Genomic DNA, 15,881 nt, shown 5'->3' on the forward strand with positions numbered 1-15,881 from the left:
CCACTTCCGGATCGATCGACCGCCGGCCGCCGCATCGCCGCGGCAGCCGGCGGGCCGCTTACTTCGACGCGAGCCCCATCTCCTCGCGCACCTTCGACACGTTGTCGCGCGTCGCGAGCATGCCGGTCGTCAGCGTCAGCGCCGGCGGTGCCTTGCCCTGCGTGATCCACGTGTACATCAGGTCCGAGGTTTCCTCGCCGTGGCGCTTCGGGCTGATGATCACGGTGCCGTAGAAGCCCGTCGGCTGCGGCTTCTTGAACTCGTTCAGCGCCGAATCGGAACCGCCGATGCCGATACCGATCATGTTGTCCGCCTTGAAGCCGCGCCCTTCGGCCGCGCGCACCGCGCCGAGCACGGCCTCGTCGTTCAGGCCGTACGCAACCCAGTGCTTGAACTGCGGGTTCTTCGTGAGTGCGATGTTTGCCGCGTTGAACGCGTTTTCCGTGTCGGTCTTCGCCTGCGGCGCCGCGATCACGTTCGCCTTCGGGAAGCCGGCGGCCACCAGCGCGTCGGTCGCGCCGCTCGTGCGGTCGTGCGCGGTCGGCAGCTGCTCGTAGGTGATGTCGATCGCGCCGACGTCCTTCATGTCCCAGCCGCGTTTCTTGATCTCGGCCGCGATGCCGTCGCCGACCTGCTTGCCGATGTTGTACGCGGAGATCCCCATGTGCGGGACCGACTCGATCGGCTTGCCCGCGCCGTCGACGAGGCGGTCGTCGACCGTCATCATCTTCAGGTTATGCGACTTCGCCTTCGCGACGATGCCCGGCCCGAGCTTCACGTCCGGCGTGCAGATGATGAAGCCCTGCGCCTTCTGCGCGGACAGGTTGTCGATCGCGCTCATCACCTTTTCGCCGGACGGCGCACCGATCTTCACGAGCGTGAAGCCCTTGTCCTTCGCCGCCATTTCGGCGAACTTCCACTCGTCCTGGAACCACGGCTCTTCCGGCTGCTTCACGAGGAAACCGATCTTGACCGGATCGGCCGCGTGCACGACGGGGCTCCCGATCACCACGGCGGCCGCGGCAGCCAGCGTTACGAACGTTCTGCGTTTCATCTCCAGTGTCTCCTTGTCTTCATCGAACAGGATGCAGCCGCTTGTTGGTTTCGACGCAGCGTGCGCGCGGCCGTCGCACGTGCGGTCTTTCGAATCGTTGCGTCAGTCGTGATACAGCGCCGCGCGCCCGCCATCGACGGTGATGCACGCGGCATTGATGAACGGCGCCTCGTCGGACGCCAGGAACACGGCCGTCATCGCGACCTCCTCCGGCCGGCCGATCCGCTTCATCGGCTGCAGCGCGAGCGTTTCTGCGCGCGCAGCGGCCGGATCGGGCTGCGCGTCCCACCAGTCGCGCGTGAGCTGCGTCTCGATGTAGCCCGGTGCGATCGCATTCACGCGCACGTTGCGCGCCGCGTATTCGATGCCGAGCGCACGCGTGAGGCCCAGCACGCCGTGCTTCGCGACCGGGTACGGAAAGCAGCCCGGGATGATCCTGAACGCATGCGTCGACGCGATGTTCACGATGCTGCCGCGACCGCGTTCGACCATCCCCTCCAGCGCCGCGCGGCAGCCGTGCCACACGCCGTCGAGGTCGACCGCGAAGCAGCGGCGCCAGTCGTCGTCGGTCATCGTCAGCGGATCGGCGAACACGTTGATGCCCGCGTTGTTCACCAGCACGTCGAGCGGGCCGAACGCCGCCTCGGTCTGCGCCAGCGCATCGCGTACCGCATCCTGCCGCGCGACGTCCGCCAGCAGCGGCAGCACGCGCGCGCCGGCAATGTCGTGCGCAATCCCGGCCGCCGTGCGCTGCGCCTGCGGGAAGTCGAGATCGACGAGCGCGACGGCCGCGCCCTCGCGAACGAACGCGCGGGCGATCGCGGCGCCGATGCCCCGGCCCGCGCCCGTCACCATCGCGACCTTGCCCGCGAGGCGGTTCATCATGCGGCTCCGCCGCGCGCGACGCGCAACCCGGCCTGGAACGCGCGCGCGTTTGCCGCGGTCGCATCGGCCGACTGGCCGGGGCGGTACAAGGCCGAGCCGAGCCCGAAACCGTTCGCGCCGGCGCTGAGGAACGGCTCCATGTTGTCGGGCGAGATGCCGCCGACCGGAATCAGCGGCACTGCGCGGTCGATCACCGCGCGCCATGCCTTCACGACCGGCACGCCGAGCTGCTCGGCCGGGAACATCTTCAGCACGTCGGCGCCATTCGTAAGCGCCGCGAACGCTTCGGTCGGCGTCGCGACGCCCGGGGCGCTCGCGAGGCCGCGCTCGCGTGCACGGCGGATCACCGCCGCGTCGCTGTGCGGCATCACGATCAGCGCGCCGCCCGCGTCCTGCACGCGGTCGACATACTCGGCGCGCAGCACGGTACCCGCGCCGACGATCGCGTCGTCGGGCAACGCACGGCGCAGCGCCGCGATGCTGTCGAACGGATCCGGCGAGTTGAGCGGCACCTCGACGATCCGGAAGCCGGCTTCGTAGAGCGCATGGCCGTGGTCGGCCGCTTCGGCGGGCGTGATCCCGCGCATGATCGCGATCAGCGGGCACGCGTCGAACGCGCGCATCAGCGCGGTGTGGGGCGCGTAAGGCGCGGGCAAGGTCAGGTCGGACGGCATCGAAGGTTCCTCTGCAAACGGTTCATTGGTCAGCGCAGACGGGCTCGCCATCCGCGCGCACGAGCCCAGCGCGCGATGCGATCCGCCACAGGCCACGCTCGGTCGCATGCGCGACGACGCGTGCGTGCGGGTGGCCGAATTCCTGGAGCGCATCGACGTAGCGCGCACACAGACCGTCGTCGCCGATCAGCAGCAGCGGCTGGTCCGCGAGCGCGATGCCGCGCTCCGCGAGCATTGCGTCGAGCGCGTTGAGCTCATGGCCGATCAGCAGGCCGGACAGGTAGTCGCCTTGCGCATCGGGCGCGAGCCGGTCGGTCAGGCCAAGCGTGCGCGTACTGAAGATCGTCGCGAGCAGCCCGGTGTGCCGCGCGCCGCGCGCGACCGAGACGCCGCGCACGAATGCGGCGCGATCGGGCGACGCACCGGCGCGCATCGTGCGGCCGAGGATCGTGTGGTCGCGCAGCACCGCGAACAGCTCGCCCGTCATGAAAGTCTGGAAGCGCTCGATCAGCCCGTCCCTCACCCACGCCCATTTCGCATGGGTTCCCGGCAAGCCGATCAGTACCCCTGAACGATCGGTGCCAAGCATGGGATCGCCCGCGAGTGCACCGAATATCTGCGTTTCTTCGCCGCGCATCACGTCGGGCAATTCGCCCGTGGCGATGACGCCCGGCACGATCGAGATCGTCGTGCCGCGCGCCGTCGTCACCGTGATGAGGCCCGCGACGAGCGCGTCGGCGCCGGCCGGCACCGCGACGTACGGCGCCTCGCGCCAGCCCTGTGCGCTGCCGACCATCCCGGCGGCGAGCACCGGCAGGCCGGGGGTGCGATCGAGCCAGTCGCCGCACGCTTCCTCGAACACCGCGTCGAATGCGCGCGCGCCGCCGCCGGGCACATGCATCACGCCCGCCGCACGGCTGCGCGTGTCGATGAGCGCGCCGTGCGCGTCGTACAGGTAAGCGCGCAGCGACGTCGTACCCCAGTCGAGCGCGATCAGCGACGGGGTGGCGGAGCTGGCATCCGGAACGGGCCGGGTCGAAGTCGTCATCGTTTGATCCTGCGGGTACCCTGCGGCGGGCTCCAGCCCAGTTCCGCGGAAATGGCTCGCGCTTCGCGCTGCACGAGCGGAATCAGTTCGTCCATCCGGTCGTGCGGCATGTACGGAATCGTGCTCGCCACCGACACGGCCGCGACGATCGCGCCCGAGGCGTCGCGGATCGGCGCGGCCACGCAGCGGATCGACGCCTCGTTCTCCTCGAGATCGAACGTGTAGCCGCCGGCTGCGTAATGCGCCATGCGCTGCAGGAACGCGCTCGTCTCGGGCCGGTTGTCCGGCTTGAAATTGACGCCCGCGAGTGCACGCCGGGCGGCTTCGAACAGCGAGCGCCACGTGTCGGGATCGGTGTCGAGCATCATCGCCTTGCCGATGCCGGTCGACGCGAGCGGCATCCGGTGGCCGACGCGCGAGCGCATCTCGAGGCCGCGCGTGCCGGGAATCTTGTCGATGTACAGCACGTCGTCGCCGTCGCGCACGCCGAGATGGATCGTGTCGAGCGTCGCTTCCGCGAGCGCTTCGAGGTGCGGGCGCGCGACCGCGGTAAGCGGCATCTGCTCGAGCGCGATCGTGCCGAGCTCGATCAACTTCGGGCCGAGCAGGTAGCCGCCCTGCACCTGGCGCAGGTAGCGCGCCTGCACGAGGCTGCTGACGAGGCGGTGCGTAGTGCTGCGCGTCGTGCCGAGCGCGGCGCCGATCGCGCGCATGTCGCGCGCGCCGTTCGCAATCGCCTCGAGGATCGCAAGACCGCGCAGCAGCGTCTGCGTACCGGCCTGCTGGGCAGCAAGATCGAGCGGCGTGCTGGTCGCGCCGATGCTGTCGGTCAGCGACGCATCGTCCGGCGGCGCGCGCCGGGCGTCGAGGGCAAGTGAGTCGGGCATCTTGGTCATGGGGAGCGGGCTTCTTCAACGGAACCGGTGAAGCCGTTCGTACGATGCCGGAACGGCGTCCGGCATCGCGGCGAGGCGGCGGTCGATGCACCGAGTAAAGCGCCCGGCGAACTTCATGGAAGGTGTCTCCGTGTGCGACGGGCGCCGCGCGATGCGTGGGTCCGAAGCTGTCGATGTGCTTCGGATTGTAGGAGCGCACGCACTCGTCTCCAATATTTGAATGCGTTGCCCAGATAATGAGAATTCGGCGCGAATCCGCCACGTACACGACGTAACGGAGGCGCCATGTGCACGGGGGCGGAACCCGCCGTGCCGCAGGTTCCGCCCCCGTTTGCTCACCGCGCGCCGCGCTTACTGCTGGCTCGTACTGCGTGCCTGCATGTAGCGCTGGACGTCCGCGAACGACACGCGGCCGTTGCCGCCCGAGTCGATCTGGCGGAAGTGGTTCGCGACATAGCCGAGGCCGGCCGCGCGTGCCTGCGACTCGGTGAGCGAACCCGTGTTCTGCGTGTCGGCCGCGCTGAACTGCCGCGCGAGCTTGCGCACCACCTGCGCATGCAGCGCGGCGCCTGTCGTCTGCGTGCCGGCGGTCGGCCTGCGCGCGGCCGGCGGCACATACGGATCGCCGAGCTGCGCCTGGCGCGCACGCACCGGTGCGGCGGCGTCGCTCGCCTGCGCGAACGCGGATACGGATGCTGCGGCGCCGACACAGGCGAGCGCCACGGCAACGACAATGAAACGATTCTTCATATCAGGCTCCAGTCTGGAATGAGGTCGTCGACGGCAGGCGCGGCGCCGTTGCGGACGCACGTCGCCTGCCCTGCGCATCGCATCAGTGCGCGGCCGCGTTGTAGAAGGTCACGAGGTCGGCTTTCTCCTGCGGACGCGACGTGTCGTCGAGATAGACCATGTGTCCGCCCTGATAGTCCTTGATCGTCAGGTTCGGTTGCGTCCCGAGCCGCGCGAGGTCGAGCTCGGTCTGGTAGAACGGCGTCGCGATGTCGTGGTACCCGTTCAGCGACAGCACCTTCAGCTGCGGATTCAGCGACAGCGCCGCGGCGAGATCGGGGATCGTGTCAGGCATCGCGAGGCCGTCGTGCGTCCAGTCCCACGTGTTGATCGCGTTGCTGCTCAACGAATACGCCGACTGCGCGGTGTACTTCAGCTCGTTCGGCAGGTACTTGCCGATCGTGTCGGTGAACGGCTGCGTGATGTACGTGCTCGACGGGTCGCCGCCCGACGCGAGCGGGCTCGACACCGGCACGTTCACGCGCGCGTCGTAGCGGCCGATCAGCGTGCCCGGGATCAGCGACAGCTGGAAGCTGTTGTCGAAGAAGGTCGGGATCACGTTGAAGTCCGCATTCCACTGCGACTGCTTCACGCCGGTCGAATTCACCATCGTCGTGACGAGGGTCGGCGGCGGCGGCGTATGGCTCGCCAGGTACGCGTTCACGGCAGGCGCATAGCTGCCGGCCGTCAGCAGGCGCATCTGGTCCGCATACGACGGCAGGCTCGACGGGTTCGGGTTGTCGAGCTGGTAGTACGCGCCGACGGTGCCATACGACGGCACGAAGCCCGCGCAACTCACCGGGCTCGACCCGTTGTTCGAGTTGCCGATGTAGTCGCTCGCCATGTCGCAGTTCACGTTGTAGTTCAGGATCGACGACTGCAGCACGATGCCGTCGAGCTTCACGCCGGCCGTCTCGAGCAGGTTCGCGAGCACGTCGGTGCGCGGCGTGCCGTACGACTCGCCGAACAGGTATTTCGGCGAATCGTTGCGCTGGTTCACGGCGATGTAGCGCGTCACGAAATCGCGGAACGCGCCGCCGTCCTGGTCGACGCCCCAGAACGTCTGGTTCGTGTTCGGCGCGACCGCTTCGGAGAAGCCGGTGCCGATCGCATCGACGAACACGAGGTCGGTCGTGTCGAGCAGGCTTTCCTGGTTGTCGACGAACGGGAACGTCGACGTGTTCGCGTTCGGGTCGCCCGTCTGGATCCGGCGCGGGCCGAACGAGCCGAGATGCAGCCACACCGATGCCGAGCCGGGGCCGCCGTTGTACAGGAACGTGACGGGCCGCTTCGCCGCGGGCTGGTTGTCGGCCGTATAGGCGACGTAGAAGAACGATGCTTCGGGCGCGCCGGTCTGCGGATTGCGCGCGACGAGGTGGCCGGCCGTGGCCGTGTAGCGGATCGTCTTGCCGTTGAGTGTGATCTGGTGATGCGTGACGGCGGCCTTTTCAACCGCGGCGGAGGCGTCGAGCGACGCGTTCGCGCTCGACGAATAACTGTTCGGATCGTTGTACGCCCTGTCCACCTGACTGGCGGGATCGGCTGAATTGTCGGCGCTGGCAGCAGCGGACGAGGTCACGTCGTCGTTGCAGGCCGTCAGAATCAGCGAAGAAAACACCACTCCCAACAACAGCTTCGCTTTGCTCGCTGGCATCGTTGCGTTCCTTCTCTCGGATGTTTTTTGTGTCGAGCAGCCGGATAAGCCGCCCCCCGCCTCGAATGCGGCCGATAAGCCGAGGCGCTGGCCAATATACGCGAGCCCGTCAGCTTTGAAAAATTTTGAAATATTTGGCGGACGACCGGTGCGGCGCACACCTTTCAGGATTGCTTCGGTTCGCGAAACGTTGCATTTCACATACCTTTCACGGGCTTTCGCGTTTAGCCTGGAAGACTAAAAATTCCTGAATTTCGTGCCATATCGACCAACAAAATCGCATGGCGTCCGAGATTGCTCAGCAAAACGAAATAGACGAATTCGTCTAAAGGATGTGACCCGAAATGCGCGCGACACGATTGCGCTGCGGCGCACCAACGACCCACGCGCGGCGCACGGACGGCGAAACGGTCAATGCGATGGCGCGAGCGCGCCGTTCACTCCGATTGCGGCAGCGCGGCCGCGCCCATCCGGCGGGCAATGACTGCCGCACGCTGCGCCTGGTACGCCGAGCCGCGATGTGCGTCGAACCAGCGCGGCTTCGGGAGCATCACCGCGAGGCGCGCCGACTGCCACGCGCCGAGCCGGCTCGCGGGAATTCGGTAGTAATAGCGTGCGGCCGCCTCGGCGCCGTACACGCCGCGGCCCCACTCGACGGAATTGAGGTAGATCTCGAAGATCCGCTCCTTGTCGAGCACCGTTTCGAGCATCCACGTGATGATGAGCTCCTGCCCCTTGCGGATGTAGCTCTTCTCGCGCGACAGGAACAGGTTGCGCGCGAGCTGCTGCGTGATCGTCGAGCCGCCCGCGACGATCCGGCCGCGCGCCTTGTTCTTCTCCCACGCCTGCAGGATCGCGTCGACGTCGTAGCCGTTGTTGGTCGCGAAGGTCGAGTCTTCCGACGCGATCAGTGCGCGCTTCAGGTTGCGCGAGATCTGGTCGTACGGCACCCATTGATGCTGGATCTGCGCGGGTGGCTTGTCGCGCGACAGCCACCACGCGTCGGTACGCATGAACGCGGTCGAGCCCGGGTTCACGAACGACCACAACGCGATCTGCGCGAGATAGAACAGTTGCGTCGCGAACCATGCACCCGCGAACACCGATCCCGCATAGACGATCCAGCGGGCCGGGCTCACCGTCCGCGTGTGCTGCGTGTCGCTCACCGCTACCACGTGCCGCGCTCCGTTCAGCTCGCCGCGAGCGCCTGGCGCAGCGCGGCCAGCACCGGTGCGCCGTCCGGCCGCACACCGCGCCAGATGAAGAACGATTCGGCCGCCTGCTCGACGAGCATCCCGAGCCCGTCGGCCGTGCGTGCGCCGAGCGATGCCGCATGCTGCATGAACACCGTCGGCTGCGCGCCGTACATCATGTCGTACGCGAGCGTGCCCGCGCCGAATGCCGCCGCGTCGCACGCCGGCAGGGCGGCATCGAGGCTGCCGGCCGTCGCGTTGATCACCACGTCGTACGGCTCCGCACGCACCACGTCGGGGCCGCCGCCCGCGAGCGTGCAGCCCGCATCGTGCGCGGCCTGCATGAACTGGCCGACGAGCGCCTCGGCCTTGCTCGCGGTACGGTTCACGATCGTGATCGACAGCGGCGCACGGTCGAGCAGCGGCAGCACGACACCGCGTGCCGCGCCGCCCGCGCCGAGCAGCAGGATGCGTGCGCCTGCCAGCGACACGCCGAGATTCGCTTCGATGTCGCGCACGAGGCCGACGCCGTCGGTGTTGTCACCGTGGATGCGGCCGTCGGCGTCGATGCGTAGCGTATTCACCGCGCCCGCCGCCGCCGCACGCGGCGACAGCGTGTCGGCGAGTGCATGCGCTTCGAGCTTGAACGGCACCGTCACGTTCGCGCCGCGCCCGCCTTCGGCGACGAATGCCCGCACAGCCGCCTCGAAACCGTCGACGGGCGCGAGCCGGTGCGCGTATTCGACCGGCTCACCCGTCTGCGCGGCGAACTGCGTGTGGATGAACGGCGACTTGCTGTGCGCCACCGGGTTGCCGAATACGACATAGCGGTCGGCGCCGCTCGTCGACACAGCTGCCGTCATGATGCGCGCCCCTCTTCGCTGGCGTTGCCGCCCGCGGCTTCGCCGCCTTCACCGGCCGCCGCGCCGTCCGCTTCCGCCAGCGCTTCCGCCTCGGCTTCGGCCGTCGCGTCTTCGGCGTCGATCAGCGTGTCGTCGCCGCCTTCGGCGTCATCCTCTTCCTCGGCCGCGTCGCCACTCGTCACGGTCGGCGCGTCGAGCACGTTCAGCAGCCGCACCGATGCCTCGATCGTCAGCTCGTCGAGCGACATCACGTCGAGCAGCACGCGCGTGCCGCGCGCATGCACGCCGAGCCCCGGCACGTGCAGCAGCAGCGGAATTTCCTCGAGGCGCACGAGATCGCCCTTCACGACGCTCGCGACGACGTGCTTCTTCTGCTCCTGCGCGAGCCAGCGCAGGCACCAGAAATACTCCATCCGCCGCTGGTAGTCGGCGTAGGCCGTATAGGTGTCGTCGAAGCCCTGCACGACTGCGTACAGGTCGGCGTCCTTCGGCTTGAACGGCGCGGCGAGCTTCGCGGTGACGCCATGCTGAACGCACGCGAGCAGTTGCCACTGGTTCACGAGGTCGACGTAGCGGCGCAGCGGCGACGTGCTCCACGCGTACTGCGCCACCCCGAGGCCTTCGTGCGGCGCGGCCGTCGTCTGCATCCGCGTGCGCTTCGGGCCCGGCGCGCCGAAGCCGCGCTGCGAGCGGTAGATCCCCGGCACCGTGTGGTCGTGCAGGAACGCGCCCCAGGTCGAGTTCGCGAGAATCGCGAGCTCCGACACGATCAGGTCGAGCGGCGACCCGCGACGGCGCGGCGTGATCGACACATGCTCGCCTTCGACGTAGAAGTTGTAGTCGGTGTTGCGCTGCACTTCGCGCTTCAGGCCGTAGCCCGCGCGCGCGACCTGGCGCTTCTCGAACAGCGCCTGCGCGAGCGGCCACAGCACGGCGATGTCGTCCTTGTGCGGATAGTCGCCGGTGCCTGCCGCGAGCGTCTCTTCGTTGACGAGCTCGTCGAGGTGGTTGTGCCGCAGGTTGTTCTTCACGAACACGAGCTCGGCGCGCGTCTCGTTCGCGACGATCTCCTGGGTTTCGCGGTTGACGATGATGTACAGCGACAGCGCCGGGCGGTAATCGCCCTCTTTCAGCGTGAACACGTCGACGACGTCGTCCGGCAGCATCGTGATCTTGTCGCCCGGCATATAGACGGTCGACAGGCGCGTGCGCGCGATCGCATCGACCGCGTCGCCGCGCACGATGCCGAGCGCCGGCGCCGCGATGTGCACGCCGATCCGCACACGGCCGTCGGACAGGTGCTCGACCGAGAACGCGTCGTCGATTTCGGTCGTCGTGATGTCGTCGATCGAGAACGCCTGCACGTCCGCGCGCGGCAGATCGTCCGGCAGCGCGCCGACCGTGACGGCCGGGAAGCCCGTGCCGTGCGGGAAGAACTCCGCGAGGAAGCGCGCCTCGTGCAGCGCACGCGGCGACGCGATGCCGCCGCAGTCGAGCATCAGCCGCGCCGGCGACACGCCGCGCGCACCGGCTGCCGCTTCCATCGCCTTGTATTCGATCGCGTTCTTGTCCGGCCGCGTCAGCAGCCCGAGCACCTTGCCCACGAACGCGTCCGGCAGCTTGCCGGCCTTCAGTTCCTCTTCGTACTGCACCTGGACGAGCGCCTGCTGGCGCTTGCGCTCGAGCGACGCGAGCGCCATCTTGAGCTGCTCTTCCGGCGCGCGCTGGTACTGGCCGCGCCCCTTGCGGCGGAAGTAGACGGGCGAACCGTGCAATCGCAGCACCAGCGCCGCACGCTCCACCGGGCCGTACGTCGCGCCGAAGTATTCGGCGGCCAGCGCCGTATACGCGAACTCGTCGGCCGGCGCGCATTCCCACAGGAAATCCAGGTCGATCTGCTGCGCGGCCGTGTCGGCCTCCTGCATCAGTTCGCTTGCGGCCGGCTTGTCGAATTCGATCAGCACGTCTTTCGCGCGCACCTTCGCCCGCCGCCCGCCGGGCAACTCGACCTGAAACGCGTCGCCCTGGCGCGACAGCACGCTGCCCGCCTTGAAACTGCCCGATTCCTCGAAGAAAACGTTCACTCAGTACTCTCGTTCAGACTGCCGGGCGCCGCGTCGGCGGCGCCGCATGATGATGGGAATTCGATCGGCACGTGGCCGGTTTAAGACGTCTTTCCGTCGCAAAAAGCGAGAACGTCGTCGACATAGTCGGCAAATTCGCTAATCCCGTGATCGCTGCCTTCGATCACGCGCGTATTCGCGCCCGGGTAATGCGCGAGCATCTCGCGGTAATCGAGCACTTCGTCACCGGTCGCCGCGAACAGATAGTAGCGTTCGGCACGCGTGATCGCCGGCACGCGCAACGCATCGAGTTCATGCAGATGACGACGCTCGACGACGATCGTGCCGCCGCCGTGGTACAGCGGCTGTTCGCCCAGATGCTGCTCGAGATCGCGCTGCGGCACGATGGCCGGATTCAGCAGCACGGCCTTCCAGCCGTGCTTTTCGGCCAGCCAGGTGGCGTAATAGCCGCCGAGCGAGCTGCCAACGACGGTCACGTCGCGCGCGCCGGCCACCTCGGCTTCCGCGACCGCGATCGCTTCGAGCGGCGACACCGACAGCGACGGGCACCGCCACTCGTCGGTGCGGCCGAGCTCGGCCATGCGCGCGGCGAGCTGGCGCGACTTCTGCGATTCCGGCGACGACCGGAAGCCATGCAGATACAGGATCACGTGCGGCTCCCGAGCGCATCGAGCAGCTTCTGGTGCACGCCGCCGAAGCCGCCGTTGCTCATCACGAGCACGTGGTCGCCCGGGCGGGCGGCTGCGACGACGGACTTCACCAGCAGGTGCAGATCGTCGAACGCGTGCGCCTTGTCGCCGAGCGGCGCCAGCGCCTCGGCCAGGTTCCAGCCGAGCGCGTCGCGCCCGGTCGGCGCGCCGTAGCCGAACACGAGATCGGCGTCTGCCAGACTCGCCGGCAGTTGCGACTTCATCACGCCGAGCTTCATCGTGTTCGAGCGCGGCTCGAGCACGGCGAGGATGCGGGCATTCTGGCGGCCGATGCGCGCACGAAGGCCGGCGATCGTGGTGTCGATCGCGGTCGGATGGTGCGCGAAGTCGTCGTAGACGGTCACGCCGTCGACGCTGCCGCGCACTTCCATGCGGCGCTTCACGTTGCGGAACGATGCGAGGGAGGCGGCGGCCTGCGCGGGCGGCACGCCGACATGGCGCGCGGCCGCGATCGCCGCGAGCGCGTTCATCCGGTTGTGATCGCCCTGCACCTGCCACGCGACTTCGCCGACGCGTTCCGCGTGCGAATACACCGCGAAGCGCTCGTCGACCGGCACGCCGTCCTCGGCCGGCAGCGCCTGCCAGCCGCCGTCGACGCCAAAGCGCTCGACCTCGCTCCAGCAGCCGCGCGCCAGCACGCGCTCGAGCGCGTCCGAGCGGCCATTCGTGACGATCCGGCCGACACCGGGCACGGTACGCACGAGATGATGGAATTGCGTCTCGATCGCGGCGAGATCCGGGAAGATGTCGGCGTGATCGAATTCAAGGTTGTTCAGCACCGCGGTGCGCGGCCGGTAATGGACGAACTTCGAGCGCTTGTCGAAGAACGCCGTATCGTATTCGTCGGCCTCGATCACGAAGAAGCTCGAATCGGTGAGCCGCGCCGACACGCCGAAGTTCAGCGGCACGCCGCCGATCAGGAAACCCGGATTCAGGCCCGAGTCTTCCAGCAGCCACGCGAGCATCGACGACGTGGTCGTCTTGCCGTGCGTGCCCGCGACCGCGAGCACCCACTTGCCGGCAAGCACGTGCTCGCCGAGCCACTGCGGGCCCGACACGTACGGCAGGCCGCGATCGAGGATCGCCTCCATCAGCGGATTGCCGCGCGTGACGACGTTGCCGATCACGAACAGGTCCGGTTTCAGGTCGATCTGCTCGGCGCCGTAGCCCTCGATCAGCGTGATGCCCTGCGCCTCGAGCTGCGTGCTCATCGGCGGATAGACGCCCGCGTCGCAACCCGTCACCGTGTGGCCCGCCTCGCGCGCGAGTACGGCGAGACCGCCCATGAAGGTGCCGCAGATGCCAAGAATGTGGATGTGCATAGATGAATGCTTTCGCGCCGCCGGGCGCCGTCGATTCGGAAAGGATGTGTGTGCGGCGCACCGGACGGGCCGTGCGGCCGGCGCCCGGCCAACGGCCTTTGCCGCGACACAAAGAACAGTATTGTAACTGACGGCCTGCCGTGCCCGGCGGCCCGAACGCTGCGCGCGAACGGCGCCGGCACGCCGGGCGGCAGGCCGCCGCACCCGCGCTCGGGCCCTGCGGCGATCGAGTATGATTGCCGGATCATGTCTCGCAAAACCCTTCTCGACCCGCGGCGCGTCCGCGAGGAAATCGCCCAATCCGCCGCCCGCCTGATTGCGGAGGACGGCCTGGACTATGCCGGCGCGAAACGCAAGGCCGCGCGCCAGTTGCTGGGCGACACGCGCGTTGCCGGCGAATGGCTGCCGGATAACGACCAGATCGAGGAAGAACTGCGCGAGTACCTCGCCCTGTTCCAGAGCGACACGCAGCCGGACGAACTGCGCCGCCTGCGCGAAGTCGCGCTCGACTGGATGCGCCGGCTCGCCGAGTTCCATCCTTATGTGACGGGTGCCGTGCTGAACGGCACCGCGAACGCGCATTCGGATATTCATTTGCAGGCATTCACCGACAACCCGAAGGACGTCGCGATCTACCTGCTGAACCAGAACGTCCAGTACGACGTATCCGAGACGCGGCACTTCGCGGGCCGCGCCGATGTCGAGACGCTCAGTTTCCTGTGGCGCCCGCGACGCGACGTCGATGCAATCGGCATCCACCTCGCGCTCTATGCGAGCGACGACCTGCGCGGCGCGGTCAAGGCCGACGCGCGCGGCCGGGTCGCCCGGGCGGATGCCGCCGCGCTGCGCGCGCTCGTCGAAGCAGGCAAGGCCCCTTCCGAACCGGAATGATTCAACGATGATGATGAAACGCATGTTGGCGCTCGCGGTCGTCGCGGCCGCCGCCGTTGCCGGCGGGCTCACCGCCGGCCATTGGTTCCGCGGCACCGCCGATGACGGCGTCGCCGTCGCCGCGCCCGCCGCACACGGCAGCCCGGTCGAACAGTTGTGGGCGGCGTCACTGACGGGCACCGACGGGAAGCCGGCCACGCTGTCCGCCTTCAAGGGGCAGAAGGTCGTCATCAATTTCTGGGCGTCGTGGTGCGGCCCGTGCGTCGAGGAGATGCCGGAGCTCGTCGCGCTGTCGCATCAGTACAAACAGAAGGGCATCCGTTTCATCGGGATCGGCGTCGATTCCGAACAGAACGTGAAGAACTTTCTGCAGAAGGTGAAGGTCGACTATCCGGTCTTCGTCAGCGGATATGCGGGCGCCGATCTGGCCCGTAATTTCGGAAATACCGCCGGCGCGTTGCCGTTTACGATCGTCATCGACGAAACCGGCAAAATTCGCGAGACAAAATTGGGACAAATCCAACCGGCCGAGTTGAAAAAGACGCTCGACGCGCTGTAACCTGCCCGAACGGCGGCCCGCACGTTGGCGGCGATTTGCCCGTGGATCGCCGCAATTTCGCGTGAATTCGCCGATACTTTGCATGCGTGCCGGTAATTCTTGCAGGTCCGGCGCGCTCGGCCGTTCGGCAAAACTAGACAAATTTCTCTAAATAGCGCTAAAGTTCGCGCAATTCCGCAGAAATAGAAGCGACCATGACACGATTGCTGGTGCTGCACGGCCCCAACCTGAACCTTCTCGGCACCCGGGAACCGGAGGTGTACGGCCGCGTCACGCTCGCACAGATCGATCAGGCGCTTGCCGCGCGCGCCCGGGAAGCCGGCGCCGAGCTGTCGTCGTTCCAGAGCAACCATGAAGGTGCGCTGGTCGACCGCATCCAGGCCGCGCGGGAGGAACAGACCGATTTCATCCTGATCAATCCGGCCGCGTATACGCACACGAGCGTCGCGATCCGGGACGCGATCGCCGGCGTTGGCATCCCGTTCGTCGAGATTCACCTGTCGAACGTGCACCGCCGCGAAGCGTTCAGGCACCACTCCTACTTTTCCGACCAGGCCGAAGGCGTGATCTGCGGGCTCGGCTGGAAAGGTTATCTGTACGCGCTCGAGTACGCGCTGGACAAGCTGCAAGGCACGTCGCGCGGCTGATTTCGCGATCTAGATTCAGCGCCGGCTCCTAACCGGCGCTTTCACGTATTGAAAGGGGAATTCCCGATGGATCTTCGTAAGCTGAAAACTCTGATCGACCTCGTTTCCGAATCCGGCATCTCCGAGCTGGAAGTCACGGAAGGCGAAGGCAAGGTGCGCATCGTCAAGAACGCGCCGCCGGTCTACGTGCAGCCGACGGCTGGGTATGCCCCGCAAGTCAGCGCGCCCGCTCCGGTCGCGCTGCCGACCGAAGGCGCTGCCGCGCCGGTCGCAGGCGGCGCTGCCGCACCGGCGGTCCCGCAGGGCCACGTCGTGACGTCGCCGATGGTCGGCACGTTCTATCGCGCGCCGTCGCCGGGCTCGGACCCGTTCGTCCAGGTGGGCGACACGGTCAAGGAAGGCCAGACGATCTGCATCATCGAAGCGATGAAGCTGCTCAACGAGATCGAGTCGGACAAGGCCGGCGTGATCAAGGAAATCCTCGTCGAGAACGGCCAGGCCGTCGAATACGGCCAGCCGCTTTTCGTGATCGGCTAAGTCCGCCGCGCGGCCTGCGGGCCGCGCGCCGCCGATGCTCGCCAGGCGCCGTTCGCGCGCCCCTCGAAGAGACGA

Annotated in this window: 16 protein-coding genes; 4 read left to right on the forward strand and 12 right to left on the reverse strand. The window is 67.7% G+C overall.

Annotated features, from left to right (window positions below):
* Window positions 1-58: 58 nt before the first annotated feature.
* From QZM67_RS19830 to mpl, 12 genes are all read right to left on the reverse strand, one after another.
* Window positions 59-1,054 (reverse strand): arabinose ABC transporter substrate-binding protein, encoded by a 996-nt coding sequence (locus QZM67_RS19830; protein WP_043191343.1) that lies wholly within the window; start codon window positions 1,052-1,054, stop codon window positions 59-61.
* 102 nt (window positions 1,055-1,156) lie between these two features.
* A complete protein-coding gene (locus QZM67_RS19835) occupies window positions 1,157-1,936 on the reverse strand; it encodes an SDR family oxidoreductase (RefSeq protein WP_301806100.1) in 780 nt (259 codons plus the stop codon).
* Entirely contained in the window at window positions 1,936-2,613 is a 678-nt protein-coding gene (locus QZM67_RS19840; RefSeq protein WP_043191348.1) for a 2-dehydro-3-deoxy-6-phosphogalactonate aldolase, read from the reverse strand. Before QZM67_RS19840 ends, QZM67_RS19835 begins: the two co-directional genes overlap by 1 nt.
* Window positions 2,614-2,635: 22 nt before the next feature.
* Entirely contained in the window at window positions 2,636-3,661 is a 1,026-nt protein-coding gene (locus tag QZM67_RS19845; RefSeq protein ID WP_301806023.1) for a 2-dehydro-3-deoxygalactonokinase, read from the reverse strand.
* Window positions 3,658-4,557, reverse strand: coding sequence for an IclR family transcriptional regulator (locus QZM67_RS19850; RefSeq protein WP_175021561.1), 900 nt, complete (start codon window positions 4,555-4,557; stop codon window positions 3,658-3,660). Before QZM67_RS19850 ends, QZM67_RS19845 begins: the two co-directional genes overlap by 4 nt.
* 351 nt (window positions 4,558-4,908) lie before the next feature.
* Complete coding sequence (locus QZM67_RS19855; protein WP_301806026.1) at window positions 4,909-5,307, reverse strand: EF-hand domain-containing protein; 399 nt, start codon at window positions 5,305-5,307, stop codon at window positions 4,909-4,911.
* Window positions 5,308-5,389: 82 nt separating this feature from the next.
* On the reverse strand, window positions 5,390-7,000 hold the full coding sequence (locus tag QZM67_RS19860) for a S10 family peptidase (protein WP_175021559.1): 1,611 nt from the start codon (window positions 6,998-7,000) through the stop codon (window positions 5,390-5,392).
* Window positions 7,001-7,437: 437 nt separating this feature from the next.
* The gene (mtgA, locus tag QZM67_RS19865) at window positions 7,438-8,175 is read right to left on the reverse strand and encodes a monofunctional biosynthetic peptidoglycan transglycosylase (RefSeq protein WP_301806029.1); all 738 of its coding nucleotides are present in this window, start codon (window positions 8,173-8,175) and stop codon (window positions 7,438-7,440) included.
* Window positions 8,176-8,189: 14 nt separating this feature from the next.
* Window positions 8,190-9,056 (reverse strand): shikimate dehydrogenase, encoded by an 867-nt coding sequence (gene aroE / locus QZM67_RS19870; protein ID WP_175021557.1) that lies wholly within the window; start codon window positions 9,054-9,056, stop codon window positions 8,190-8,192.
* The gene (locus QZM67_RS19875) at window positions 9,053-11,140 is read right to left on the reverse strand and encodes a ribonuclease catalytic domain-containing protein (RefSeq protein ID WP_301806030.1); all 2,088 of its coding nucleotides are present in this window, start codon (window positions 11,138-11,140) and stop codon (window positions 9,053-9,055) included. The genes aroE and QZM67_RS19875 overlap by 4 nt, the downstream gene beginning before the upstream one ends.
* Before the next feature lie 80 nt (window positions 11,141-11,220).
* Entirely contained in the window at window positions 11,221-11,790 is a 570-nt protein-coding gene (locus tag QZM67_RS19880; RefSeq protein ID WP_175021555.1) for a YqiA/YcfP family alpha/beta fold hydrolase, read from the reverse strand.
* The gene (gene mpl / locus QZM67_RS19885) at window positions 11,787-13,172 is read right to left on the reverse strand and encodes a UDP-N-acetylmuramate:L-alanyl-gamma-D-glutamyl-meso-diaminopimelate ligase (protein ID WP_175021554.1); all 1,386 of its coding nucleotides are present in this window, start codon (window positions 13,170-13,172) and stop codon (window positions 11,787-11,789) included. The genes QZM67_RS19880 and mpl overlap by 4 nt, the downstream gene beginning before the upstream one ends.
* Window positions 13,173-13,418: 246 nt before the next feature.
* On the opposite strand from mpl, the gene QZM67_RS19890 reads away from it, so the two are divergent.
* From QZM67_RS19890 to accB, 4 genes are all read left to right on the forward strand, one after another.
* Window positions 13,419-14,063, forward strand: a complete 645-nt coding sequence (locus tag QZM67_RS19890; protein ID WP_043191369.1) for a hypothetical protein — start codon at window positions 13,419-13,421, stop codon at window positions 14,061-14,063.
* 7 nt (window positions 14,064-14,070) lie between these two features.
* Window positions 14,071-14,622, forward strand: a complete 552-nt coding sequence (locus QZM67_RS19895; RefSeq protein WP_175021632.1) for a TlpA disulfide reductase family protein — start codon at window positions 14,071-14,073, stop codon at window positions 14,620-14,622.
* A gap of 194 nt (window positions 14,623-14,816) precedes the next feature.
* On the forward strand, window positions 14,817-15,269 hold the full coding sequence (gene aroQ, locus QZM67_RS19900; RefSeq protein WP_060372817.1) for a type II 3-dehydroquinate dehydratase: 453 nt from the start codon (window positions 14,817-14,819) through the stop codon (window positions 15,267-15,269).
* Window positions 15,270-15,335: 66 nt separating this feature from the next.
* A complete protein-coding gene (gene accB / locus QZM67_RS19905) occupies window positions 15,336-15,806 on the forward strand; it encodes an acetyl-CoA carboxylase biotin carboxyl carrier protein (RefSeq protein ID WP_175021552.1) in 471 nt (156 codons plus the stop codon).
* The last annotated feature ends 75 nt before the right edge of the window (window positions 15,807-15,881 follow it).

Origin of the sequence: Burkholderia sp. AU45251, from assembly GCF_030482905.1 — a bacterium.
Lineage (GTDB): Bacteria > Pseudomonadota > Gammaproteobacteria > Burkholderiales > Burkholderiaceae > Burkholderia > Burkholderia aenigmatica.

Coding starts and splice junctions, on each gene's coding strand:
- aroE (WP_175021557.1), bottom strand. CDS start 9,056: ATGACGGCAGCTGTGTCGACGAGCGGCGCCGACCGCTATGTCGTATTC.
- QZM67_RS19855 (WP_301806026.1), bottom strand. CDS start 5,307: ATGAAGAATCGTTTCATTGTCGTTGCCGTGGCGCTCGCCTGTGTCGGC.
- mpl (WP_175021554.1), bottom strand. CDS start 13,172: ATGCACATCCACATTCTTGGCATCTGCGGCACCTTCATGGGCGGTCTC.
- QZM67_RS19850 (WP_175021561.1), bottom strand. CDS start 4,557: ATGACCAAGATGCCCGACTCACTTGCCCTCGACGCCCGGCGCGCGCCG.
- aroQ (WP_060372817.1), top strand. CDS start 14,817: ATGACACGATTGCTGGTGCTGCACGGCCCCAACCTGAACCTTCTCGGC.
- QZM67_RS19890 (WP_043191369.1), top strand. CDS start 13,419: ATGTCTCGCAAAACCCTTCTCGACCCGCGGCGCGTCCGCGAGGAAATC.
- QZM67_RS19835 (WP_301806100.1), bottom strand. CDS start 1,936: ATGAACCGCCTCGCGGGCAAGGTCGCGATGGTGACGGGCGCGGGCCGG.
- accB (WP_175021552.1), top strand. CDS start 15,336: ATGGATCTTCGTAAGCTGAAAACTCTGATCGACCTCGTTTCCGAATCC.
- QZM67_RS19840 (WP_043191348.1), bottom strand. CDS start 2,613: ATGCCGTCCGACCTGACCTTGCCCGCGCCTTACGCGCCCCACACCGCG.
- QZM67_RS19845 (WP_301806023.1), bottom strand. CDS start 3,661: ATGACGACTTCGACCCGGCCCGTTCCGGATGCCAGCTCCGCCACCCCG.
- QZM67_RS19830 (WP_043191343.1), bottom strand. CDS start 1,054: ATGAAACGCAGAACGTTCGTAACGCTGGCTGCCGCGGCCGCCGTGGTG.
- QZM67_RS19895 (WP_175021632.1), top strand. CDS start 14,071: ATGATGATGAAACGCATGTTGGCGCTCGCGGTCGTCGCGGCCGCCGCC.
- QZM67_RS19860 (WP_175021559.1), bottom strand. CDS start 7,000: ATGCCAGCGAGCAAAGCGAAGCTGTTGTTGGGAGTGGTGTTTTCTTCG.